The following is a 23,793-nucleotide window of genomic DNA, read 5'->3' on the forward strand; positions in this document are numbered from 1 at the left end:
ACAATTTATTAATACATTGATTTCCGAATTAAAATCTCAACAAATGAATAGAATACTAGTACTAATTTTGTTTTGTATAGGAACATTTTCTTTACAAGCACAAGACTTCTCGGTTTCGGGAACGGTAGCTGAGGCTGACACCGGTTTCCCACTTCCTGGAGTAAACATTATTGTGAAAAACACTTCTAATGGAGTAGTAACCGATTTTGACGGAAATTATACCATTAATGATGTTAGCGCAGGAGACATTTTAGTTTTTTCTTATGTAGGTTTTTTACCAAAGGAAATTCAGATAGACGAAAATCAAAATGTTTTGGATGTGGTTCTTGAAACCGATTCTGAAGCATTAGACGAGGTGGTTGTAATTGGTTATGGAACTCAGCAACGTAAAGATATTACCGGGGCTGTTTCTGTAGTTTCTAATGAAACCATTGAAGACTTAAACCCAATTAAAATTGAGCAGGCTTTACAGGGTACTGCAGCAGGGGTAAATGTAACACCATCTTCTGGAGCGCCGGGAGCCGGAATTAATGTTAATATTCGTGGTATCGCTTCCAACAGTGAAAACGGTCCGCTTATTCTTATAGATGGTTACCAGGGCGATTTAAATACGCTAAACCCTAACGATATAGAGTCTATTTCTATTCTTAAAGATGCGCAGGCTGCTATTTACGGTATCGCCGGTGCAAACGGGGTTGTTTTGGTAACAACTAAATCAGGAAAAAAGAATACTGCTCCTACCGTGCAATATGATGCGTATGTAGGGATGCAGGAAACCACTAGAAAACTTCCTTTGTTAAATGCTACCGAGTATGGCTTACTTTTAAATGAAAGCTATGCAAACAATGGGCAGGCTTTGCCTTATCCAGATGTTAGCAATTTAGGAATGGGTACAAACTTCCAGAATGAAGTATTTGATACTTCTCCAATTATGAGTCATAACCTTACCCTTAGTGGAGGTTCAGAAAAAGTGACTTATTCGTTCGGGGTTTCGCACCTTGACCAGGAAGGAATTATTGGCGCAGAAAAATCTGATTTCAGCAGAAGTACCGCCAGGTTTAATATTGGTGTAGATATATCAGATGAATTTAAGTTAACCGCCAATACTATTTATACTAGTTTAAATAGAAGATCTATTAACGAAAATGGACTGGGATCTGTGCTTTTTAATGCATTGAACATCGCACCAACTTTTGATCGCGATCAGGAAGACCTGCAGGGTAGATTAGGAAATGAAATTATTAATCCGCTGTCGCAAATTGCTAATACATTTAATGATTATAACTTAAACAGATTTAATGGATCCTTCAGTCTTGATTATACTCCAATTGAAGAGCTAACTTTTACTTCCAGAATTGGATATAGTCTTGCTAATTCTAAAGGCAAAGATTTCGCACCAATTATAGATTACGGTCCTGGTAAGGTTTTCAATAATGTGCGTAGTACAGTGAATCAAAATCGAATTAATGACAATTCTTACACATATGACCTTTTTGGTACTTATGAGAACACTTTTGATGATACACACCATATAACAGGAACTGCAGGTATGACGGTAATTAGAGACTGGGGAGACGGACTTTATGCTACCGGTTACGATGTTCCTAATAACTCCTGGGATTTTGCTGATATAAGTCTAACCACAGGAACTAACGATGGTTTAAATAACAGTGCTTATAAATATGATATCCGAAAATTATCATTCTTCGGAAGGTTGCAATACGATTATAAAGGAAAGTACCTGGTTTCTGGTATGCTTCGTAGAGATGCTTCTACCAGGTTTGGCCCTGAAAACCGTGTAGGTTATTTCCCTTCGGCTACGGCAGGTTGGATTCTTTCAGAAGAAGCTTTCTTAGATAATTCGGATGTTGTTTCTTTTCTAAAGTTAAGAGGTAGTTTCGGTATTCTGGGGAATGATGAAGCTGGAGGTGCAGAATTTTACCGTGCATTATTAGACGGGGAATCTACCTATGTTTTAAATGGAGGTTTGGTTAATGGAACCGCTTTAGGACGAATTGCAAACCCTGGAGCTGGTTGGGAAGAAGCAGAGAAAACTAATATTGGTGTAGATCTTAGGCTTTTTAACAATAAACTTGATATCACTGCAGATATTTTTAGGGAAGATCGTAGAAATCTTCTTGTTGCAGGAATTCCTGTTTCGGGAATTTTTGGCGGTGGAGCACCGGGATCTGGAGCACCAACCATTAATGCAGGAACTACGCGTAACGAAGGTCTTGAATTCGCTATAAATTACAAAGAAAGTATAGGCGATGATTTTAGCTATGGAATTGGTTATAATGCCACTTTCCTTAGAAACGAAGTTACCGAAGTAAATGGAACTGAATTTTTGCCCGGCGGGCAATTTGGCGTTGGACAGCCGCAGCCTTCACGTTTCCAGGCAGGTTTCCCAATTGGTTATTTCTTTGGATATGAAACTGATGGAATTTTCCAAACTCAGGCTGAAGTAGATGCACACCCTTCTCAGGAAGCTCTTGGTGCTGCAGCTGCTCCTGGAGATCTTAGATTTGTAGATACCAATGGTGACGGAGTTATAGATGTGAACGATCGTACTAATATTGGAGATCCAATTCCAACAGCAACTATGGGCTTTAATATTAATTTTAATTATAAAAACTTCGATTTTACGGCCTATACCTACGCCTCTTTAGGCAACGATATGGTTAGAAACTACGAACGTAATCAGCCAAACGTAAACCGTCACGCTTACTATCTAGAACGATGGACCGGGCCGGGAACCAGTAATGAAGTGCCTAGACTTACCACAGGAGCAACTTCAAATGTTGTTTTCTCAGATTTCTTTGTTGAAGATGCTTCTTATGCTAGAATTCAAAATGTTCAGTTAGGCTATAGCCTGCCAGATACATTTTTAGAGCAGACGGGAATTAACCGTTTGAGAATTTATGCTTCTGTGCAAAACCTGTACACTTTTACTAATTACAAAGGTTTTGATCCTTCAGCCTCAACCGGGGAAGCCATTGGCGGCGGAATTGACTACGGATTCTATCCGGTACCGAGAATTTTCCTTGCCGGATTAAACCTTAACTTTTAAAAAATAGCACCATGAAGAGATATAACACCATATTTAATAAAATGCTTCTGTTGCTCCTGCTGGCTTTTAGCTTTGGTTGCAGCGAAGATTATCTTGAAAAAACTGAAGAATATAATATAGATTCAGAAAATTATTTCAATTCTGAAGATGACTATTATAATGCCCTTATTGGGGTTTACGATATTCTTCAATCTACTTATGTAAATGTGTTACTGGGCGAGATCGCTTCAGATAACACGGTAAGCGGTGGAGAAAGCGCAACCGATGTTATCGGTTTTCAGCAAGTAGATGATATGACGCATACTCAGGTAAATGATAACCTGGACGATGTTTGGGACTGGAATTTCGCCGGGGTACAACGAGCCAACTATATGTTAGAATTTGAAGACAAAACCGATTTTGAAGGGCGTGATATGATTATTGCTGAAGTTCGCTTCTTACGGGCCTATTTCACTTTTGAATTGTTGAAATGGTTTGGTCCAATTCCATTAAGTGGCGATGAACGTTTTGTTTTAGGAGATGAAACTTCTATCCCCAGGGCTTCTACAGAAGAAGTTTACGCACAAATAGAAAGCGATTTACAGTACGCTATAGATAACCTGAATTATACTGCGCCTCAAACAGGCCGTGCGACCAAAGGTGCTGCATTGGCTTTACTAGGAAAAGCACATTTGTATCAGGAAGAATTTGACGAAGCAGCAACTGTTTTAAATGAATTAATAAACAACGGGCCTTATGCTTTAGCCAATTTTGAAACACTTTTCGAATTTGAAGGAGAAAACAATGAAGAATCGGTTTTTGAAGTACAATATACCGGCGAAGAAGGAGCAGGATTCGACTGTCTTCAGTGTAGTGAAGGTAACGTAGCCGTAGGTTTCCAGGGAATAAGAAATTATTCAGGGCCGGTTTTTGAGGCTGGTTTCGGTTTTAACTTACCCACACAGGAAGCTTATGATATGTTCACTGAAAATGATATTCGTAGAGATCTTTCAATTTTAGATATCGAAGCCTGGGCAGCAGAAACTGGAGCAACCTATTCTATTGGAAATGTAGAAAAACATACCGGTTATTTTAACCGAAAATACCTTCCGCGGGAAAATAATAACGTTGGTGATGCGAATCTTACCCAACCTAATAATTACCGTGCAATTCGTTATGCAGATGTATTGTTAATGGCTGCTGAAGCTCTTAACAGAGGCGGGATTGACGATAGTCAGGCAAGAAACTACCTTAATGAGGTACGCGATAGAGCAGGTTTAGATGATGTAGACGCTTCTGGAAGTGAACTTACTGAAAGAATTTATGAAGAAAGAAGGAAAGAATTGGTAGGCGAAGGTCACCGTTTCTTTGACCTGGTAAGAACCGGCAGAGCAGCCAATAATATAGACGGATTTACTAGCGGAAAGAACGAACTTTTCCCAATTCCGTTAGAAGAAATAGAATTTTCTCAGGGTAACTGGGAGCAAAATCCTGGTTATTAATAATATTAAATTTAAGACACATGAAACTTTTTAAAAAATTACTGGTATTCTTTTTAGTTATTAATGTTTTCAATTCCTGCGAAAAAGAAGAAGAAGTATCTTACGCCTTGCAGGATGTATCGGCGCCCCAAAATATAAATGCAGTTTTTGATATATCCCAGGAAGAAGAAGGCCTGGTTAGTGTAACCCCGACTGCAGATGGAGCAACTTCTTTCGAAGTTTATTTTGGAGATGAAGAAAATGAAACCCCTACGGTAATTGAACCAGGAGAAACCCTGGAGCATCTTTATGAAGGCGAGGGCGAATTTAACCTTAGAATTGTAGCTGTTGGCCTTACAGGTTTAACCAGTGAGCTGGTAAGAGTGGTAACTATTTCCAGTGATCCTCCGTCAGAACTTGAGGTTGATATTTCAACTTCCTCCCTTGAGGTTACTGTAACTCCAACAGCAATTAATGCAACGGTTTATGATATTTATTTTGGAGAAGAAGAAGATGAAGAACCAACAACAATTATGAATACAGAATCGGCTACTTATACTTATGCTGAAGCAGGAACTTATACTATTAGAGTTGTAGCAAGAGGTAGTGGTAGTTCAAGTACAGAAATTTCAGAAGAGATCACTGTTACAGAAGGCACAAATCCGATTAAATTTCCGCTAACTTTTGATGAAGAAGGTGTGAATTATGATTTTGAAACTTTTAATGGAGTATCTTTTGAGGTAGTTGAAAACCCTGATGTTTCCGGAGCTAATGATGTAGAATCTAATGTAGGTGCCATCACCAATTCAGGAAATACATTTGAAGGAATTCTATTTGCGCTTGATGAAGCAGTAGATTTCAGTGGCGAAAATAAGACCATTACCATGAAATTCTGGTCAGATGTGCCACTTCCACTTTTACTAAAATTTGAAGGCGGAGTGAACGACGAGCGCGAAAATGAAGTTGTCGCAAACCATGGTGGTACCGGTTGGGAAGATATAACTTTCAATTTTTCTGCAAATGCTACTACAAGTTATATAGATGAAAGTCAGCCTGGTGGAGAGCCATTTGTGCCTACCGGAGAGTATTTAAGTGCAGTATTGTTTGTAGATGGTCCCGGTACAACCGATGGAACATTTTATATTGATGATGTAGCACAAGCTGAAGGAGAAGGAAATGGTGATGGCGAAACAGAATTTGCTACCAGCCTACCCATAGATTTTGAATCAAATAAAACATTTTCAGGTGTTTTTGAGGCAGACCAGGGTGTGACAGGAAACTTAATTGAGAATCCTGATATGAGCGATGAAAACCCATCTAATATGGTTTTCGAATTCACAAAAGCCAATGGAGCTGCCTGGTATTCGGGAATATTCCAAATACTTTCTGAGGATCTGGATTTGTCTACTGAAAAAAGTTTCAGCTTTAAGATATGGTCTCCAAAAAGCGGAATAAATGTAAGAATGAACCTTGAAAAAGAAGGTGAAGGAGGTGGCCCTACTTTATCAATTGATCAAACCCTGACTGAAGAAAATACCTGGGTAACTTTAACCTACAATTTTTCAGACCTTATTGCTGATGGCGATGCTTATGATAAATTGGTGATTTTCTTAGATTATGATGAAGAAAATCAAGCTCCAGGAGATGGTTCGGTTTACTATATAGACGATTTAGAACAAACTTCAGGAGGTGATACTGGAAATGGTAACGGAGGCGATGAGACATGTGTACCTGAAGCTACTGAATCACTAAATGCAGCAGATTTCAACTTAACATTTTTGACGAATAATTTAACTGTAGTTCAGGATAATGCAACATACGTTCGTACAGATAACCCTGGAGAGGATTCTGTAAACAATTCATGTTTTGTTGGTGAAGTGACAAATTCTAATCAAAACCCTTGGGATAATATTCAAATTGATTTAGATAGTAAATTAGATTTTAACGCTAATGCAGGTTTTAAAATAAAAGTATACTCCCCTCAGGCAGGCAAGAAGGTTACAATTAAACTTGAAGAAATAGGAAATGCCGGCAATAATATGGAATTAGGTGTTGAAACAACTAGAACCAACGAATGGGAAGAGTTGACCATTCCTTTTCCAAGTAGTGCGAGTGGAGAATTCAATAAAATTGTTCTTTTCTTTGATCTGGAATCAACCAATGGGGATACCTACTATTTTGATGATCTTAAACTTTATCCACGTACCGATGGTAACGGAGGAAACGGGGACGGTGAAGGAAATGGCGACGGTGACGGAGGTGCTACTGGTGATTTGGCTAGTAATGGTGACTTTGAAACAGGAAATCTTGATGGTTGGGCTGTATATGAGAATGGTGGAATCATTGAAGCAGATAATTCGCAAAGTAATGGTGGAGATTGGTCTGCCAGAATTGTGGCCAGTAGTCCAGATGGTTTGAATCCAACTCTTAAACAAGAAAGAAAGGGCGCTGGAAGTGTTTCTGTAGGAGATGTTGTAGAGATTAAGTTTGATTATAAGGGATCAGCTTCAGCTGGTGGTATTTATAGCATCCAGTCTTTTGTAGAAGCTGCAGAAGGTATTAATCAAACTGAAGTTTTTTCAGTCACACCAACAGACAACTGGCAAACGTTTACCACTACTTATACTGTAGTTGATGGTGACGTAAATGGTGGTATTACATTGGAATTTACGCCAATTTGTGGAGGTGATCCTGCTTGTAATTCAACTTTAAACTTGGATAATGTTTCTATAACACTAAATCCATAGATATTTAAATAACTGACTGAAAGTTAGAACTTAATCATCTTTCAATCAGTTTAAAATTCAACTTTTTGATGAATAGTATTGTTCTGGTATTTAAAGTTGTTGACCAAATAATAATCCCTGATTTTGCCTATAGAGATGTGGATAACATCACTTTCAGCAGTAATTAAAAAAGCATAAAAATGAGAAATATAATTAAAATAAGTCTTTCGGTTCTGGCGCTGCTATTTTTTAGCATCGCCTGTACCGACGATGACTACGAGCTTGGCACAATAACCACGCCTTCAAACTTAACGGTTACAACAGAGGTGGTAGGCCAAACTGAAGATATGCCAAATGGTGATGGTAGTGGTGCTGTGAATTTTAACGCAAGCGCCGATAATGCCATGAGTTATAAGTTTATTTATGGCGATGGTTTTGAGGAAGTTTCATCTACAGGTGAAACAACGCATAGTTTTAACGAGAACGGAGTTAACGATTATACCGTAACGATAATTGCTTCGGGTACTGGTGGAAATTCTTCCAGTATGAGCACCATGGTTACTGTTTTTAGTGATTTTAATGATCCTGAAACCAAAGAATTACTTACCGGTGGAAGTTCTAAAACCTGGTTTGTAGCGGCTTCACAGCCCGCACACCTAGGAGTGGGACCAAGCTCAGGAGAAGGGTTTACAAGTCCTATTTTTTACTCTGCAGCTCCTTTTGAAAAAGCCGGAGCTGAGGTTAGCTCTTGTTTTTATACCGATGAAATGACCTTTAGTTTGAATGCCAACGATAACATTGTTTATAACTACAATAATAACGGACTAACTTTCGTCAACGTAGCCTTTACTGGTGATTTTGGTGGCGATGGTTCTGAAGATCAATGTTTGGATTATGACAACACCGGTGATTTTAGTGCTTCATTATCACCCTCAACTTCAGGATTGCCTGAAGAGGCAACAACTGGTACAGTAATTAATATTGCAGGTGGTGGAACCATGAGTTACTATGTTGGTTCAAGTTCTTATGAAATTCTTGATATTACTGCAACCACTATGGATGTAAGGGTAATTCCCGATAACGATCCTGGTTTGGCCTGGTATTTAAAATTCACCACGTCACAAGGTGAAGAAGAAGAACCAGAAGAGTTTGAAAGTCAGTTTAATACTGAAATCTGGTCAGACGAGTTTGATGGGGATGTTCTTGATACCAATAACTGGAATTATGAAATAGGTAACGGAGTAAATGGATGGGGTAATAATGAAGCTCAGTATTATACCGATTCCGAGGACAACGTAAGAGTGGAAGATGGAAACCTGGTTATTACTGCAAAAAGAGAAGCAGAAAGTGGCTTCAATTTTACTTCTGCAAGAATAACTACCAAGGATAAATTTGAGTTTACTTATGGACGTGTAGAAATACGCGCAAAATTACCTGCTGGTGGCGGTACCTGGGCTGCATTCTGGATGCTGGGAGCCGAATGGCCTGAAGAAGACTGGCCCGGAGTTGGAGAAATGGATATTATGGAGTTTGTAGGAAATGATCCTGGGAAAACTATATCTGCATTGCATTTTCCTGGAAATTCAGGAGGAAATGCTATTGTGGGGGATACTCAGGTAGCTGATGCGACATCAGAATTTCACATTTATGAAGTTGAATGGACATCCGAAAAAATCACCTTTCTGGTAGATGGAATGCCTCATCTAGAATTTGATAATGATGATTCAACTCCTTACCAGGATGACTTCTATTTACTGTTTAATATTGCTATGGGAGGTACTCTTGGAGGTAACATTGCTGATGATTTCCAGGAATCCTCTATGGAAATAGACTACGTAAAAGTCTACCAGGAGTAATTATTTTTTAAGAATCAGACTGCCTGATTACTATGTCAATTTTACGGTTGAAGATGATTTGTTTGTAGGCCACAAACTTAATTACCAAAACATAGTACAGGCAGTTTTTTTACTCGATAATCGAGATTTAAATGCTTTTAGGCTTGCCTCGATATCAAGATATATTTTCTATAAATGCCTTTTGGGAGTATCCCAGGGTACTTCACTTCAAATTATGAAAAAACTAAATTTATTAGGTTTTTTTCTGTTGAGCTGTTTTATTGCAAGCGCACAGGAATCAACCATAAAAAGTTCGGTTAGAAATGTGGAAACCAAAGTAGATTCGGTTTTGGCATTAATGACGTTGGAAGAAAAAGTTGGACAACTTGTTCAATATAACGGTAGTTGGGATCTTACCGGTCCCGCTTCTGAAATGAACAGTAAAGAAAAGGAAGAAAACCTTAAAAACGGAAAGGTAGGCGCAATGCTTAATGTACTTTCGGTAGAAGCTACAGCAGAAGCACAAAGACTGGTCATGGAAAATTCCCGTTTGAAAATACCGTTGATGTTTGGCTACGATGTAATTCACGGATATACCACTATTTTTCCTGTGCCTCTTGCAGAAACTGCAAGTTGGGACCTGGAGGCGATGAGGAAATCGGCTGAAATTGCTGCTTTAGAATCTGCCGCTAATGGCGTGAACTGGACCTTTTCTCCCATGATTGATGTTTCCCGTGATGCCCGTTGGGGTAGAATAATGGAAGGTTCTGGAGAAGATACCTATTTAACCGCAAAAGTTGCGGTTGCAAAAGTAGAGGGTTACCAGGGCAATGATTTAGCTAATTCCAGAAGTATTGCTGCCACGGCAAAACATTTTGCGGGTTACGGCTTTGGTGAAGCAGGCAGGGATTATAATACCGTGCATATTGGAGAAAATGAACTTCATAATACCATTCTTCCCCCTTTTAAAGCTGCGGCTGAAGCTGGTGTAGCAACATTTATGAATGCATTTAACGATATAGATGGCACTCCGGCAACAGGCCATAAAATTCTTCAGCGAGATATTTTAAAAAGAGACTGGGATTGGGACGGATTTGTAGTTTCAGACTGGGGTTCTATTCCCGAAATGATCCCACACGGTTTTGCAAAAGACAAAATGCAGGCTGCTGAAATCGCTTTAAACGCGGGCAGCGATATGGATATGGAAGGCGGAGCTTACGAATCCAGTCTTGTTGAACTTGTTGAGAACGAAAAAGTAAGCCTGGATTATATTGATGATGCGGTAAAAAGAGTGCTTAGGGTAAAGTTTAAACTCGGTCTTTTTGACGATCCTTATTTATATGCAAACCCAGCTCTTTTAGAACAGATTTCTTTTGAAGATCACAAAGAACTTGCCCGGGATGTGGCAAAAAAATCTATCGTTTTACTAAAAAATGAAGGTGACCTTCTTCCGCTCAAAGATGAAGTAAAAAACATTGCTGTTATTGGCCCACTTGCCGATGATAAAGATACACCAATAGGAAACTGGAGAGCGCAGGGAGAAGCTAATTCTGCTGTTTCGTTGTTGGAAGGACTTAAAAATAATGCGGGTAAAAATGTAAATATCACTTATGCTAAAGGTGCAGATCTTGGGGTTGGAGAACGAAGTTTTTTAATGCCTTTGGAAATTAATAAAACCGATAAATCGGGATTTGAAGAAGCAATTAACACAGCTTCAAAAGCCGATATGGTGATCATGGCACTTGGTGAGGATGCTTTTCAAACCGGGGAAGGTAGAAGCCAGGTGAATATTGGTTTAGCTGGAGTTCAGCAGGAATTACTGGAGGAAATTTATAAAGTGAATCAAAATATTGTTTTGGTTTTAATCAATGGTAGACCTTTGGAAATTACCTGGGCATCAGAAAATATCCCGGCCATTGTTGAGGCCTGGCAATTAGGTTCTGAAAGTGGAAATGCCATTGCCGATGTTTTACTGGGGAATTATAATCCTTCAGGAAAACTTCCGGTTTCGTTTCCAAGAGCTGTAGGCCAGGAACCACTGTATTACAATCAAAAAAGCACTGGCCGCCCTTCTAATCCTGAACACGTGACATATTCCGGTTATACCGATGAAAAGAAAGACGCGCTTTATCCTTTTGGCTTCGGACTTAGTTATACCAATTTTGAATATAGCGATTTGCAACTTTCTTCTGAAGAAATGAATCCTGATGGAAATAGCCAGGCAAGTATAACTTTAAAAAATACCGGTGATGTTGAAGGAAAAGAGATCGTTCAACTTTACTTAAGAGATCTTGTAGCCAGCACTACCAGGCCGGTGATAGAACTTAAAGGATTTGAAGCGGTAAATCTGGCTCCCGGAGCATCTAAAACAGTCACTTTTGAAATTAACGAAGAAATGCTTCAGTTTTATACAGCCAATAGAAAATGGGAATCTGAAGCCGGGGAATTCGAAGTTTTTATAGGCGGAAATTCTCGTGATCTCCAGAAAGTGAAATTCAGTTTAAAGAAATAATGATGAAAAAAAAGAATATAGTATTAAGCTTAATCCTATTTATTGGCCTACAAGTTTCTGCACAGGAATTAGTGTGGGAAGAAGATTTTGAAGGCGATTCACTAAATATGGACAACTGGAGCTATGAAACCGGAGACGGTTGCCCCGATCTTTGCGGATGGGGAAATAACGAGCGCCAGATCTATAGTGAAGATTATGTTGAAGTAAAAGATGGAAATTTGGTAATTACCGCCGATAAAATTGGTGAGAAATATTACAGCGGAAAAGTAAATTCTAAGAATAAATTTGAATTTCAATACGGTACCGTTGAGGTAAGAGCAAAATTGCCTGATGGCCACGGGTTATGGCCGGCAATTTGGATGTTGGGAAATAATATAAATGAAGTAGGTTGGCCGGCTTCCGGTGAAATTGATATTATGGAATTTGTAGGGAGGCAACCCGATACGATTCATAATGCGTTGCACACACCCGCAAGCCACGGTGATACCGAAAATATTAAAACTACGCCGGTTAAAGATGCGACTTCAGAGTTTCGTGTGTTTAAAATGAACTGGACAAAAGATGCGATCACCTTTTATATTGACGATAAGAAGACGTATACCTTTTCACCTTCAGAAAAAAATGAAGAAACATATCCTTACAAGCATCCGTTTTATTTCTTGCTGAACCTTGCGGTAGGCGGAAATTTTGGCGGTCCCGATGTTGATGATTCTATTTTTCCAAAGCAATTTTTAATAGATTATGTGAAGGTTTATAAGAATTAAAATATTTTAAAATTTAGAAAAAGGTCAATGAACGTATTTGCGTTTATTGGCCTTTTGTTTTTATGAATTGGTTGAAGATTAATAATTTGTGTGTATTTTACAGATATTAATAATCTTTACCAATGAGAAACATTACCATTTTGCTTCTAAGCGCATTTCTATTTGCCAGCTGCGCCGAATCCCAGAAAGACGACATCCCCTGGACTAATTTATTTGACGAAGAAAGCCTTGACGGATGGTCGCAAAAAGGCGGGGAAGCCGAATATCGCGTGGAGAATTCAGCAATAATCGGCATTACGGTACACGATACTCCAAATTCTTTTCTTACCACCGATAAAGATTACGAAGATTTCATCCTGGAACTGGATTTTAAAGTCCACTCGAGTATGAATTCAGGGATTCAAATTAGGAGCAATAGTTTTGATGATTATATGAACGGTCGGGTACACGGTTACCAGGTAGAGATAGATCCTTCAGAGCGTGCCTGGAGCGGGGGAATTTATGATGAGGCCCGTCGTGGCTGGTTGGTAGATTTAGACGAAAATCCAGATGCTAAACAGGCTTTTAAAAAAGACGAATGGAACAGTTTCCGCATAGAAGCTATTGGCGATACTATTAAAACCTGGATAAACGGGGTTCCTGCAGCTCATTTAATAGATGGTAAAACATCAAAAGGCTTTATTGCACTACAGGTACACAGTATTGGCGAAGATGCGGAAGAGGGTACAGAAGTAATGTGGAAAAACATTAAAATTCTAACCGAAAATTTAGATAAATACAGCACTAAAACTCCCCTGGAACCTATTAAAACTAAAAATAGATTAACGACTGCAGAGGAAAAAAACGGCTGGGAAATGCTATGGGACGGAGAAACTACCAATGGTTGGCGCGGTGCACGTCTTGATGAATTTCCTAAAGAGGGATGGAAAATAGAAGATGGAGTGCTGACAGTGTTGGCTAGCGGAGGGGGTGAATCTGAAGCCGGTGGTGATATCGTTACCAAAGAACTTTATGGCGATTTTGAATTAAAAGTTGATTTTAAAATTACAGAAGGTGCCAACTCCGGCATTAAGTATTTTGTGGATACCGATCTAAATAAAGGTCCCGGTTCTTCCATAGGTTTAGAGTATCAAATTCTGGACGATGAGCTGCATCCAGACGCAAAACTTGGGAATCATGATGGCAGTAGAACAATGGCTTCTTTGTACGATCTCATTCAGGCCGATCCGGATAAACCGGTTAATCCCGTGGGAGAATGGAATACTGCGCATATTATTTCGAAAGGAAATAAAGTAGAGCACTGGTTAAATGGCGTAAAGGTTTTGGAATATGAACGAAAGAGCGAAGATTACCGAAAACTTGTTGCTGAAAGCAAATATGTAGACTGGCCAGATTTTGGAGAAGCCGAGGAAGGACATATCTTACTTCAGGATCACGGCAATGAAGTGAGTTTTAAAAACATCAAAATCAAATCGGAATAATGAAAAATTCAAGAAGAGATTTTATCAAAAAAACAGCATTGGGCGGAACTGCGATTGCTGTAGGAAATTCAGCAATGGGAATGAGCGCAAAAAGCTACCGCAAAATTATAGGTTCTAACGATAGGATTCATGTAGCAATTGCCGGTTTGGGAAGAAGGCTTGGTGCATACTTCGATCCAATTGCACGAAAGGAGTCAAATGTAGAGCTAATGTATTTGTGTGATGTGATGGAAAGTCAGCGTGTAAACGCACTAAAAAGTTTTTCAGAACATATAGATTATAAACCCAAATTGGAGAACGATATTCGTAAAGTTTTAGAAGACTCTAAAGTTGATGCGCTAATAAATGCTACGCCAGATCACTGGCACACGCCCGGTTCCATTATGGCGATGAAAGCTGGTAAGCACGTATATGTTGAAAAACCTTCCAGCCATAATATGTTTGAAAATGAATTGCTGGTAGAAGCCACTAAAAAATATGGGAAAGTAGTTCAAATGGGAAACCAACAACGCTCATCAGATCATACGATTCAAATAATAAAAGATATCCACGATGGGGCCATCGGGGAGGTTTATAAAGCAGTGGCATTTTATACCAATAGCCGCGGGGAGACCCCAGTTCAGAAAAAAGCTGCGGTTCCGCAGGGATTGGACTGGGATTTATGGCAGGGCCCTGCAATAAGGAGGGAATATACCGAAGAAACCTGGGATTATAACTGGCACTGGTATGGCTGGAATTACGGCACGGCAGAAGCCGGTAACAACGGCACTCACGAAATGGATATCGCTCGCTGGGCATTACAGGTGGGACTTCCGCTACGTACCGATGTACAATCAGCCAAACGCCATTTTAAAGATGACGGGTGGGAGATGTACGATACCATGGATGCCACTTTTAAGTTTGCTGATAACAAAGTTATTCAATGGGATTCTAAAAGCCGGAATGGCTACGACACCTATGGCGGTGGTCGCGGGACTTTAATTTATGGTACCGAAGGCGGGGTTTTTATAGACCGTGAGAAATATGTACTTACCAATAGAAATGGAGAAGTAGTTAAGGAATATAATTCAGAATCTGAAGAAGCGGGAACCGCACTTGGTGGCGGTGGCGATATGTCTACACAACACCTTATTAACTTCTTTGACGGGATACGGGGCACAGCAAAGCTTAATGCGCCAATAGATGATGCTAACATTAGTATGGCGATGGTTCACTACACCAATATTGCCGACCAACTTGGAAGGGGATTTGATGTAGACGATAAAACAGGAAGGATATTTGACCGGGATGCAATGAAACTTTGGGGCCGCGAATATGCCCCGGGCTGGAAACCCCAAATTTAGTAACTTCTATTTCTTTATAAACTGTTCTCTAAGTATTAAATACCGACTTTAGATTTATGAAAATAATATTCTGAAAACTGATTTAATTGCTGATTTTTAGAAAAATCCTAAGCGATATCATACCCAAGGAGCTTTATTTTTTTAATATCTTTGACACCTCATATAGCCCCTTATGAATAATGTTGAAATTGAAGAGAATAAAGAAATAAAAAGATTACAAACTTTACTTTCCTATAACATTCTCGATACCCCCTACGAAAAAGATTTTGATGAACTGGCCCAATTAATCGCCCTTATATGTGATGTGCCTACTGCTATTATTTCTATGATAGATGATAAGAGGCAATGGTTTAAAGCCAAAGTAGGAATTTCTATGGATGAAGCTCCTATTGAAGAAACTTTCTGTAAATATACCGTTGTTCAGGACGAACTTTTAGAAATTTCTGATGCACTTTTAGATGAACGAGTAAAAAATAATCCTCACGTTAAAGCTGAAAACGGTATACGTTTTTATGCAGGATTGCCCTTAAAATCTGAAAATGGTTATAATATTGGGACGGTATGTGTGGTAGGAGACAAACCAAAGCAACTTACCGGAAAGCAAAGAAAAGCTTTAAAGCTTCTAACCAGCCAGGCTATGCATTTGCTGGAAACCCGAAAAAAGAATAAGAATCTGGGAACTGAGTTAAGCTCCATCCTGGGAAAGAAAATTGCCGAGACCCAGAAGAAGCTTCTTCTTAAAGAGAGCGAGAATAAATCCCTAATGAAAGCGATTAAAAATTCTAGTGGGGTAGTAGAATTTAGGCCAGATGGAACAATAATCTCTATTAATCAAAACTTTGAAGAAATTTCTGGGTACCGTGAGATCGAGCTTTTGGGAAGCCATCATAAAATGTTTATTACACCTGCCGATTATTCAGAAAATGATAGACTTTGGAAATCGTTAGGGAAAGGCAAATTTAAAACAGGAAGGGTAAGAAGAATTCATAAAGATGGTTCAGAATTTTATCTTCAGGCTACTTATAACCCTATACAGGACCTGGATGTTAGAGTAGTGAAAGTAGTAAAGATCTCCCAGGATATCACCAAGGAAATAGAAGCAGAATTTTCTTTGCAAAGAGCCAAAGATATGGCTGAAAGCCTGAATGAACAAAAAGATAATTTTATTGCCAATGTAAGTCACGAGATTAGAACGCCCATTCACGCTATGTTAGGTTTTACAGATCTTTTACTTGAGAATGAGAATGATGGGCATAAAATAAATTACCTAAAAGCAGTTAAAGTTGCTGGCGATTCATTACTCTTTATAATAAACGACATTCTTGATCTTTCCAAAATGGATGCAGGATTACTACAAATAGATAAGGATGTTTTTGATATACGCGATGCAATTAACAGGGTCTTTTCAATTTTACATCTTAAAGCACATCAAAAGAAAATTGAGTTCAAACCATCTATTGCTCAGGAAGTCCCACAACTATTAATTGGCGATAAGAACAGGTTGGCCCAGGTACTTATTAATTTATTAGGCAATGCTATAAAGTTTACATCAGAAGGTAGTGTAAAGTTACTGGTAGAAATTTGTAAAGAAACAGATTTTAAAGTTGTTATTAGATTTAATGTTTCAGATACAGGAATTGGTATTCCGCAGAAAAAACTCCATACAGTTTTTCAGCGATTTACACAGGCTGAAGAAAATACCTCGCAAAAATATGGAGGCACCGGGTTAGGGCTGAATATTTCCAGGCAGCTCATAGAAAAGCAGGAGGGGAATATTGAAGTGAAAAGCGAATTTGGAAAAGGAACCAATTTTATTTTTGAGATCCCATTCGAAAAAGCTACTGAAAAGGCACTAAAGAAAGAAATTAGTATAAATAATTTTCAGGAAAAATATTCGGGCAAAATTTTAATTTGCGAAGACAGTGAATTAAATCAACGCTTGGTAAGGGCTATTTTAAAAGGAAAAGGTCTTGAGGTAGATATTGCCGCAAATGGAGAAAAAGCAATTTCCTTTTTAAAGGAAAAGAATTACGATCTTATTTTTATGGATGTGCAAATGCCTGTAAAAAATGGGTATGAGACCACTAAAGAAATAAGAAACGAACTGAAATTAACGACTCCTATTGTTGCTTTAACAGCCAATTTTATGACTGCCGAAAAAGAAAAATGTAGCGCAGTGGGAATGGACGATTATTTGGCGAAACCATTTCAGAAAAAACAATTGTTTGAGAAAGTAGAAAAGTGGGTAAATGGGAAAAAATAATCGAGAAATAAAGATTTGTCATTAATTACCCGAACCGGTTTCCACAAAAGGCCTGGCTAAGATTAAATATTTATAGATATTTAATGAGAATTGTTAAATTGAATCAAAATTATACTATTTTTATATAGTGTTGCCCCCACATAAAACCACCCTGCTTATTTTTACGTTAATATACCCCAATTGAAGTTTTTTGGCGAACAATATTATTGTAGTACATTACGCACGAATTATGAGGGTTAATGTGATAAAAGTTTTTCTGATAATGACGATTTGGTTAGCTCCAGGTATTATCTTTACACAGGACAGAGTACATCCTCCTGCCCCGGATAATGTAGTTATGTCTACGCCTCCTCCTCCTCCCGGTCTACCAATAGACTTCGGGATCTCCGCTTTAATTGCTGCGGGTTTAGGATTGGGAATTCATCATATTAGAAACAGGAAGTAATTATTTTAATTCCTGAATACGCTTTACATATTTACCTATCACATCAAACTCCAGGTTTACGTTGTCTCCTTCTTTTAGAGATTTAAAGCTGGTGTGCTCATAAGTATAGGGAATTATAGCTACGCTAAATTCATTCTTTTTTGAATTCACCACGGTAAGACTCACACCATTTACAGTAATAGATCCCTTTTCTATAGTTATATTTTGCAAAGTCGGGTCATATTCAAAAGTGAATTCCCAGCTACCATCTTTTTCCTTCACTTTTTTACAAATTGCCGTTTGATCTACGTGTCCCTGTACAATATGACCATCCAGGCGATCGCCAAGTTTCATCCCGCGTTCTAGGTTTACCGGGGCGCCTTCAGCTAAATTTTTCAAATTGGTCTTCTCAAGGGTTTCAGCTACAGCTGTAACGTTATATTGCGTATCATTAATAGCAACCACGGTTAGACAAACTCCGTTGTGTGCGACACTTTGGTCTATCTTAAGCTCAGGAGTTATCGCGGCTTTTATACTAAAATGTATATTGCCACCTTCGGGTTCTATACGGCTTACTTCTCCTACTTCTTCAATAATTCCGGTAAACATATCTTTGGATTATTCTTACATTTGTGATGTAAAAATAGAAATAAACCCGGGAAGTTTTAGGTAATTAGCCAGAACAAAATCCTGAATTTTCTCAGGATGGTTTTTTGTAAATTAATTAGTAGTCGGAAAATCTATAAACATTAAGTAAATGAAACACGCTGAAAAGGTCAAATTAGGAATAAGCATAGGAGATTTGAATGGAATTGGAAGTGAAATAGTGCTTAAAACCTTTGATGATTCCCGAATGTTGGATTTTTGTACTCCGGTTATTTTTGCTTCAGCTAAGGTGATTACTTTTCTAAAAAAACACTTTAATCTAACTTTAAATTTCAATGGAATTGATCATCCGTCTAAAGCAATAGATGGAAAGATTAATGTGATGAATGTTTGGAAAGAAGGAGTAAATATAAATTTTGGGGAAGAAAACCCTAAAATAGGAGAGTATGCTTTTAAATCTTTGCAGGCAGCTACAAAAGCGCTGAAAGAAGATGAAATTGATGTATTAGTCACTGCACCTATAAACAAACACAGTATCCAGTCGGCTGAATTTAATTTTCCAGGACATACCGATTATCTGGCGAAAGAACTGGAAGGGGAAAGTCTAATGTTTATGATTACCGATACCTTGAAAATTGGCTTACTTACAGATCACGTTGCTTTAAAAGATATTGCCAATACAATTACTCCAGAGTTGATTGAAAAGAAACTAGGAATAATTCAGCAAACCTTAAAACAGGATTTTAGAATTCAGAAACCTAAAGTTGCTGTTTTAGGAATAAACCCGCATAGTGGAGATAACGGGGTGATTGGGAAAGAAGATGAAGAGATTTTAAAACCAACGCTTCAGAAGTTACGGGATAAAGGCGATTTGGTATTCGGTCCATTTTCAGCTGATAGTTTTTTCGGTTCAAAAAATTACATCAATTTTGATGCGGTTGTAGCTTCATATCACGATCAGGGATTAATTCCGTTTAAAACGCTATCCTTTGGGAATGGTGTGAATTTCACCGCTGGCCTTAGTAAGGTTAGAACTTCACCAGATCATGGTACTGCATTTGAAATAGCAGGAACAAATTCAGCAAATATTAATTCCTTTAAAGAGGCAGTTTTTAGTGCTATAGAAATTTACAAATGCCGTGAAGAATATAAAGAGCTCACTAAAAATCCCTTAAAGAAGCAGGGAAAAAAGTTATAAACAAAAATTTGTTTACAACAGCGCTCTAATTTATTAATTTTTATATATTTGCACCCGCCTAAGCCGAAGCGGCCCGGGCAAGAAATTGACGATGAGATGAGGAAATTAGCAGCGTATACAATTCCTTTTGTAGGATTAAAGCTGGGAAAGCACCAGTTTGAATACGATATTGATAATGAGTTCTTTGAGCATTTTGAGTACGACGATCTAAACAGTGCCGATGTAAAAATCGATTTGTTGTTGGAGAAAAAAACAACAATGATGGAGCTTACTTTTAAAGCTTCGGGATCTGTAAACGTAAATTGTGATATTACCAATGAGCCCTACGACCAGCCTGTAGAAGCAAGTTTATTTTTGGTTGTAAAGTTTGGTGATGAATTTAATGATGAAAATGAAGATTTACTTATTCTGCCACACGGCGAGTTTGAAGTAAATGTTCAGCAATATATTTACGAACTTATTGTATTATCTATACCATTAAAGAGGGTGCATCCCGGGGTAGAAGATGGGACTTTAGATTCAGAATTACTTGATAAACTTGAAGAATTAAGTATTAACAACAACGAGAATAGAAATGATGAGGATGAAATAGATCCTCGTTGGGATAAATTAAAAAACTTATTAAACGATAAATAACAGCAAGCCATGGCACATCCAAAGAGAAAAATCTCTAAAACAAGAAGAGATAAAAGAAGGACACATTATAAAGCTTCGGTACCAAAAATAGCTACAGATCCTACTACAGGAGAGGCGCATTTGTACCACAGAGCACACTGGCACGAAGGTAAACTATACTACCGCGGCCAGGTATTAATTGACAATACCGAAGAAATAGAAGCTTAATTTAACATAGAGCTTCAACTTTTAATAAAAACTCTCACCCACGTGGGAGTTTTTTGTTTTAAGTTGATTAAGTGCTAAAAAGACCTTAATTTGCAGCCCCGTTCAAAGAATAATTATTACATTTCTTTAAATATTTTTACGTTTTTAAAGGCGTAAAGGGGTTTTAAAAGTCAAATCTATGAATAAAATCACAGCTGCTATTACCGCTGTGGGTGCATACGTACCCGAAGATGTGTTGACCAACAAGATGTTGGAAAAAATGGTGGAGACCAATGACGAGTGGATCTTCAGCAGAACCGGAATTAGAGAACGCCGCATACTTAAAGACCCAAATAAAGGAACTTCATATTTAGGAATAGAAGCAGCTAAAGATTTAATAGAGAAATCTAACCTTGATCCCAAGGAGATAGATCTTGTGATTCTTGCTACTGTTTCTCCCGATTTACCTGTAGCCGCTACTGGTGTACATATCGCTACCCAAATTGGTGCTACAAATGCTTTTGCCTACGATTTACAGGCTGCCTGCTCGGGCTTTTTATACGCTATGTCTACAGCTTCGGCTTACATAGAAGCTGGGCGGTATAAAAAAGTATTGGTAATTGGAGCCGATAAAATGTCTTCTATAATTGATTATACCGATAGAACTACTTGTATTATCTTTGGAGATGGTGCAGGCGCGGTACTCATGGAGCCTAATGAAGAAGGTTTTGGTTTGCAGGATGAGTTTTTAAGAAGCGATTCTATAGGAAGAGATTCTCTAAGAATAGAGGCAGGAGGCTCATTAATGCCACCTACAGCCGAGACTGTAGCCAAAAAATTGCATTATGTGAGACAGGATGGAAAAACTGTTTTTAAATTTGCAGTTTCTAATATGGCAGAAGTTAGCGAGAAGATTATGGAGCGCAATAAATTGAGTAATGATGATGTAGATTGGCTTATTGCACACCAGGCAAATAAACGAATTGTGGGTGCTACAGCATCCAGAATGGGACTTGAAGATAATAAAGTGCTCATGAATATTGAGCGATATGGAAATACTACATCGGCTACCTTGCCATTATTGCTTAGCGATTATGAGAAGCAATTTAAAAAAGGAGATAATTTAGTTTTTGCTTCATTTGGAGGCGGTTTCACCTGGGGAGCCACCTATTTAAAATGGGCATATAATTCTTAAAAAACCAACACCCTAATATTATGGATTTAAAAGAAATTCAGAATTTAATCAAGTTTGTGGCTAAGTCTGGTGCCAGTGAGGTAAAACTGGAAACTGGCGATGTAAAGATCACCATTAGAACAGGCTCAGACGAGAAAGAGACTATTGTTCAACAAGTGCCAATGGGTGGCCAAATGCCACAGATGCCACAACAGCAGCCTCAGCAACAACAAGCGCCGGCCCCTTCACAGGAAAAAGCATCTCAAAACCAGGAGGAGCAAAAAACTACCTCTGAAGATAATTCAAATTATATCACGGTTAAATCTCCTATTATTGGAACTTTCTATCGTAAACCTTCCCCAGATAAACCAACATTTGTAGAAGTTGGTGATTCAATTAAAGAAGGCGATGTGCTTTGTGTGATTGAAGCTATGAAACTCTTCAACGAAATTGAAAGCGAAGTTTCAGGAAAAATAGTAAAAGTATTGGTAGATGATGCTTCTCCTGTAGAATTCGATCAGCCATTATTTTTAGTAGACCCATCATAAATTACCGCCCATTTAGCTTAAGGAAAATTTCTTTGGGCCTAAAAAACAATAGGTATGTTTAAAAAAATATTGATAGCAAACAGGGGTGAGATTGCCTTGCGTGTAATTCGCACCTGTAAAGAAATGGGAATTAGCACCGTTGCGGTATATTCTACTGCAGATGCTGAAAGCCTTCACGTAAGGTTTGCCGATGAGGCCGTATGTATCGGTCCGCCGCCAAGTAATTTGTCTTACCTTAAAATTTCAAATATTATCGCTGCCGCAGAAATTACCAATGCAGATGCAATTCATCCCGGCTATGGTTTCCTTTCTGAAAATGCAAAATTTTCCAGGATTTGTGAGGAGCATGATATAAAATTTATTGGTGCTTCAGCTGAAATGATCTCAAAGATGGGAGATAAGGCTACCGCAAAAGCTACGATGAAAGCAGCGGGAGTTCCTTGTGTACCTGGATCAGAAGGAATTATCAAGGATTTTCCAGAATGTATAAAACTAGCTAAAGAAGTTGGTTACCCGGTAATGCTTAAGGCTACCGCCGGTGGTGGTGGTAAAGGTATGCGTGCGGTATGGAAAGAGGAAGATTTACAGGATGCCTGGGATTCTGCAAGACAGGAATCTGCAGCTGCTTTTGATAACAACGATATGTATATGGAAAAGCTTATTGAAGAGCCACGCCATATCGAGATCCAAATTGTTGGGGATAGTACCGGTAAAGCCTGTCACCTTTCAGAAAGGGACTGTTCGGTACAACGTCGTCACCAAAAATTAACCGAAGAAACTCCTTCCCCTTTTATGACCGATAGTCTTCGGAAAAAAATGGGAGCGGCTGCAGTAAAAGCTGCAGAATATATTAAATACGAAGGTGCGGGAACCGTAGAATTTTTGGTAGATAAACACCGAAACTTCTACTTTATGGAAATGAATACCCGTATTCAGGTAGAACACCCCATTACCGAGCAGGTAATAGATTACGACCTGATTAGAGAACAAATTCTTGTAGCGGCCGGAGTGCCAATTTCCGGAAAAAATTATTTCCCGCAATTACACTCTATAGAATGCCGTATTAATGCTGAAGACCCCTATAACAATTTTAGACCTTCTCCCGGGAAGATCACTAATTTACACGCGCCGGGTGGTCATGGAGTAAGAATAGATACACACGTTTACAGCGGTTATATCATTCCGCCTAACTATGATTCCATGATCGCCAAATTGATCACTACTGCCCAAAGTAGGGAAGAGGCGATCAATAAAATGAAGCGAGCACTCGATGAGTTTGTGATCGAAGGCGTAAAAACTACGATTCCTTTTCATAGACAACTTATGGACCACCCCGATTATGTTGAGGGGAATTATACCACTAAGTTTATGGAGGATTTTAAAATGAAACCACTCGAAGAAGAAGATTAAGTTTTTTTCAAAATAAATCTAAGTACCAAGACCTCACAGGTTTCAAAAATCTTGTGAGGTCTTTTTTTATTTAAGTATTTTTCTTTCGTCACCCTGAATTTATTTCAGGGTCTAAGTTTTTGAAAACCTAAATACATTGAAAACTCAAAAAAGATCA

At 38.5% G+C, this 23,793-nt stretch carries 17 protein-coding genes; 16 read left to right on the forward strand and 1 reads right to left on the reverse strand.

What is annotated here, in order from left to right:
• Positions 1-43 precede the first annotated feature (43 nt).
• From FG27_RS09440 to FG27_RS09485, 10 genes are all read left to right on the forward strand, one after another.
• A complete protein-coding gene (locus FG27_RS09440; protein WP_037322125.1) occupies positions 44-3,070 on the forward strand; it encodes a TonB-dependent receptor in 3,027 nt (1,008 codons plus the stop codon).
• 11 nt (positions 3,071-3,081) lie between these two features.
• A complete protein-coding gene (locus FG27_RS09445; protein WP_037318344.1) occupies positions 3,082-4,551 on the forward strand; it encodes a RagB/SusD family nutrient uptake outer membrane protein in 1,470 nt (489 codons plus the stop codon).
• Positions 4,552-4,571: 20 nt separating this feature from the next.
• Positions 4,572-7,277: a carbohydrate binding domain-containing protein gene (locus tag FG27_RS09450; RefSeq protein WP_037318346.1), complete on the forward strand. Its 2,706-nt coding sequence runs from the start codon at positions 4,572-4,574 to the stop codon at positions 7,275-7,277.
• Positions 7,278-7,456: 179 nt separating this feature from the next.
• The gene (locus FG27_RS09455; RefSeq protein ID WP_037318348.1) at positions 7,457-9,112 is read left to right on the forward strand and encodes a family 16 glycosylhydrolase; all 1,656 of its coding nucleotides are present in this window, start codon (positions 7,457-7,459) and stop codon (positions 9,110-9,112) included.
• Between the two features lie 214 nt (positions 9,113-9,326).
• On the forward strand, positions 9,327-11,603 hold the full coding sequence (bglX, locus tag FG27_RS09460; RefSeq protein ID WP_037322127.1) for a beta-glucosidase BglX: 2,277 nt from the start codon (positions 9,327-9,329) through the stop codon (positions 11,601-11,603).
• Entirely contained in the window at positions 11,603-12,367 is a 765-nt protein-coding gene (locus FG27_RS09465) for a family 16 glycosylhydrolase (protein ID WP_369794110.1), read from the forward strand. Before bglX ends, FG27_RS09465 begins: the two co-directional genes overlap by 1 nt.
• A 122-nt stretch (positions 12,368-12,489) precedes the next feature.
• Positions 12,490-13,848 (forward strand): DUF1080 domain-containing protein, encoded by a 1,359-nt coding sequence (locus FG27_RS09470; protein WP_037318350.1) that lies wholly within the window; start codon positions 12,490-12,492, stop codon positions 13,846-13,848.
• Entirely contained in the window at positions 13,848-15,191 is a 1,344-nt protein-coding gene (locus FG27_RS09475; RefSeq protein ID WP_037318352.1) for a Gfo/Idh/MocA family protein, read from the forward strand. The genes FG27_RS09470 and FG27_RS09475 overlap by 1 nt, the downstream gene beginning before the upstream one ends.
• Positions 15,192-15,363: 172 nt before the next feature.
• Positions 15,364-17,454, forward strand: coding sequence for a response regulator (locus FG27_RS18670; RefSeq protein ID WP_051935813.1), 2,091 nt, complete (start codon positions 15,364-15,366; stop codon positions 17,452-17,454).
• A gap of 262 nt (positions 17,455-17,716) precedes the next feature.
• Positions 17,717-17,899 (forward strand): PID-CTERM protein-sorting domain-containing protein, encoded by a 183-nt coding sequence (locus FG27_RS09485; protein ID WP_156101220.1) that lies wholly within the window; start codon positions 17,717-17,719, stop codon positions 17,897-17,899.
• On the opposite strand, the gene FG27_RS09490 is transcribed toward FG27_RS09485, so the two are convergent.
• Positions 17,900-18,487: a riboflavin synthase gene (locus FG27_RS09490; RefSeq protein ID WP_037318360.1), complete on the reverse strand. Its 588-nt coding sequence runs from the start codon at positions 18,485-18,487 to the stop codon at positions 17,900-17,902.
• Positions 18,488-18,635: 148 nt separating this feature from the next.
• Between FG27_RS09490 and pdxA the strand changes: the two genes are divergently transcribed.
• From pdxA to accC, 6 genes are all read left to right on the forward strand, one after another.
• Positions 18,636-19,682 (forward strand): 4-hydroxythreonine-4-phosphate dehydrogenase PdxA, encoded by a 1,047-nt coding sequence (gene pdxA, locus FG27_RS09495; protein WP_037318362.1) that lies wholly within the window; start codon positions 18,636-18,638, stop codon positions 19,680-19,682.
• Positions 19,683-19,778: 96 nt separating this feature from the next.
• Positions 19,779-20,318, forward strand: coding sequence for a DUF177 domain-containing protein (locus tag FG27_RS09500; RefSeq protein ID WP_037322137.1), 540 nt, complete (start codon positions 19,779-19,781; stop codon positions 20,316-20,318).
• Positions 20,319-20,327: 9 nt separating this feature from the next.
• Positions 20,328-20,525 carry a 50S ribosomal protein L32 gene (gene rpmF, locus FG27_RS09505; protein WP_037318365.1) on the forward strand — a complete coding sequence of 66 codons (198 nt, stop codon included), beginning with the start codon at positions 20,328-20,330 and terminating at the stop codon, positions 20,523-20,525.
• Positions 20,526-20,703: 178 nt separating this feature from the next.
• Positions 20,704-21,699 carry a beta-ketoacyl-ACP synthase III gene (locus tag FG27_RS09510; protein ID WP_037318368.1) on the forward strand — a complete coding sequence of 332 codons (996 nt, stop codon included), beginning with the start codon at positions 20,704-20,706 and terminating at the stop codon, positions 21,697-21,699.
• 20 nt (positions 21,700-21,719) lie between these two features.
• On the forward strand, positions 21,720-22,226 hold the full coding sequence (gene accB / locus FG27_RS09515) for an acetyl-CoA carboxylase biotin carboxyl carrier protein (RefSeq protein WP_037318369.1): 507 nt from the start codon (positions 21,720-21,722) through the stop codon (positions 22,224-22,226).
• Between the two features lie 54 nt (positions 22,227-22,280).
• Positions 22,281-23,636, forward strand: a complete 1,356-nt coding sequence (gene accC, locus FG27_RS09520) for an acetyl-CoA carboxylase biotin carboxylase subunit (protein ID WP_037318371.1) — start codon at positions 22,281-22,283, stop codon at positions 23,634-23,636.
• Positions 23,637-23,793 lie beyond the last annotated feature (157 nt).

Origin of the sequence: Salegentibacter sp. Hel_I_6, assembly GCF_000745315.1 — a bacterium.
In the GTDB taxonomy this organism is placed as follows: domain Bacteria; phylum Bacteroidota; class Bacteroidia; order Flavobacteriales; family Flavobacteriaceae; genus Salegentibacter.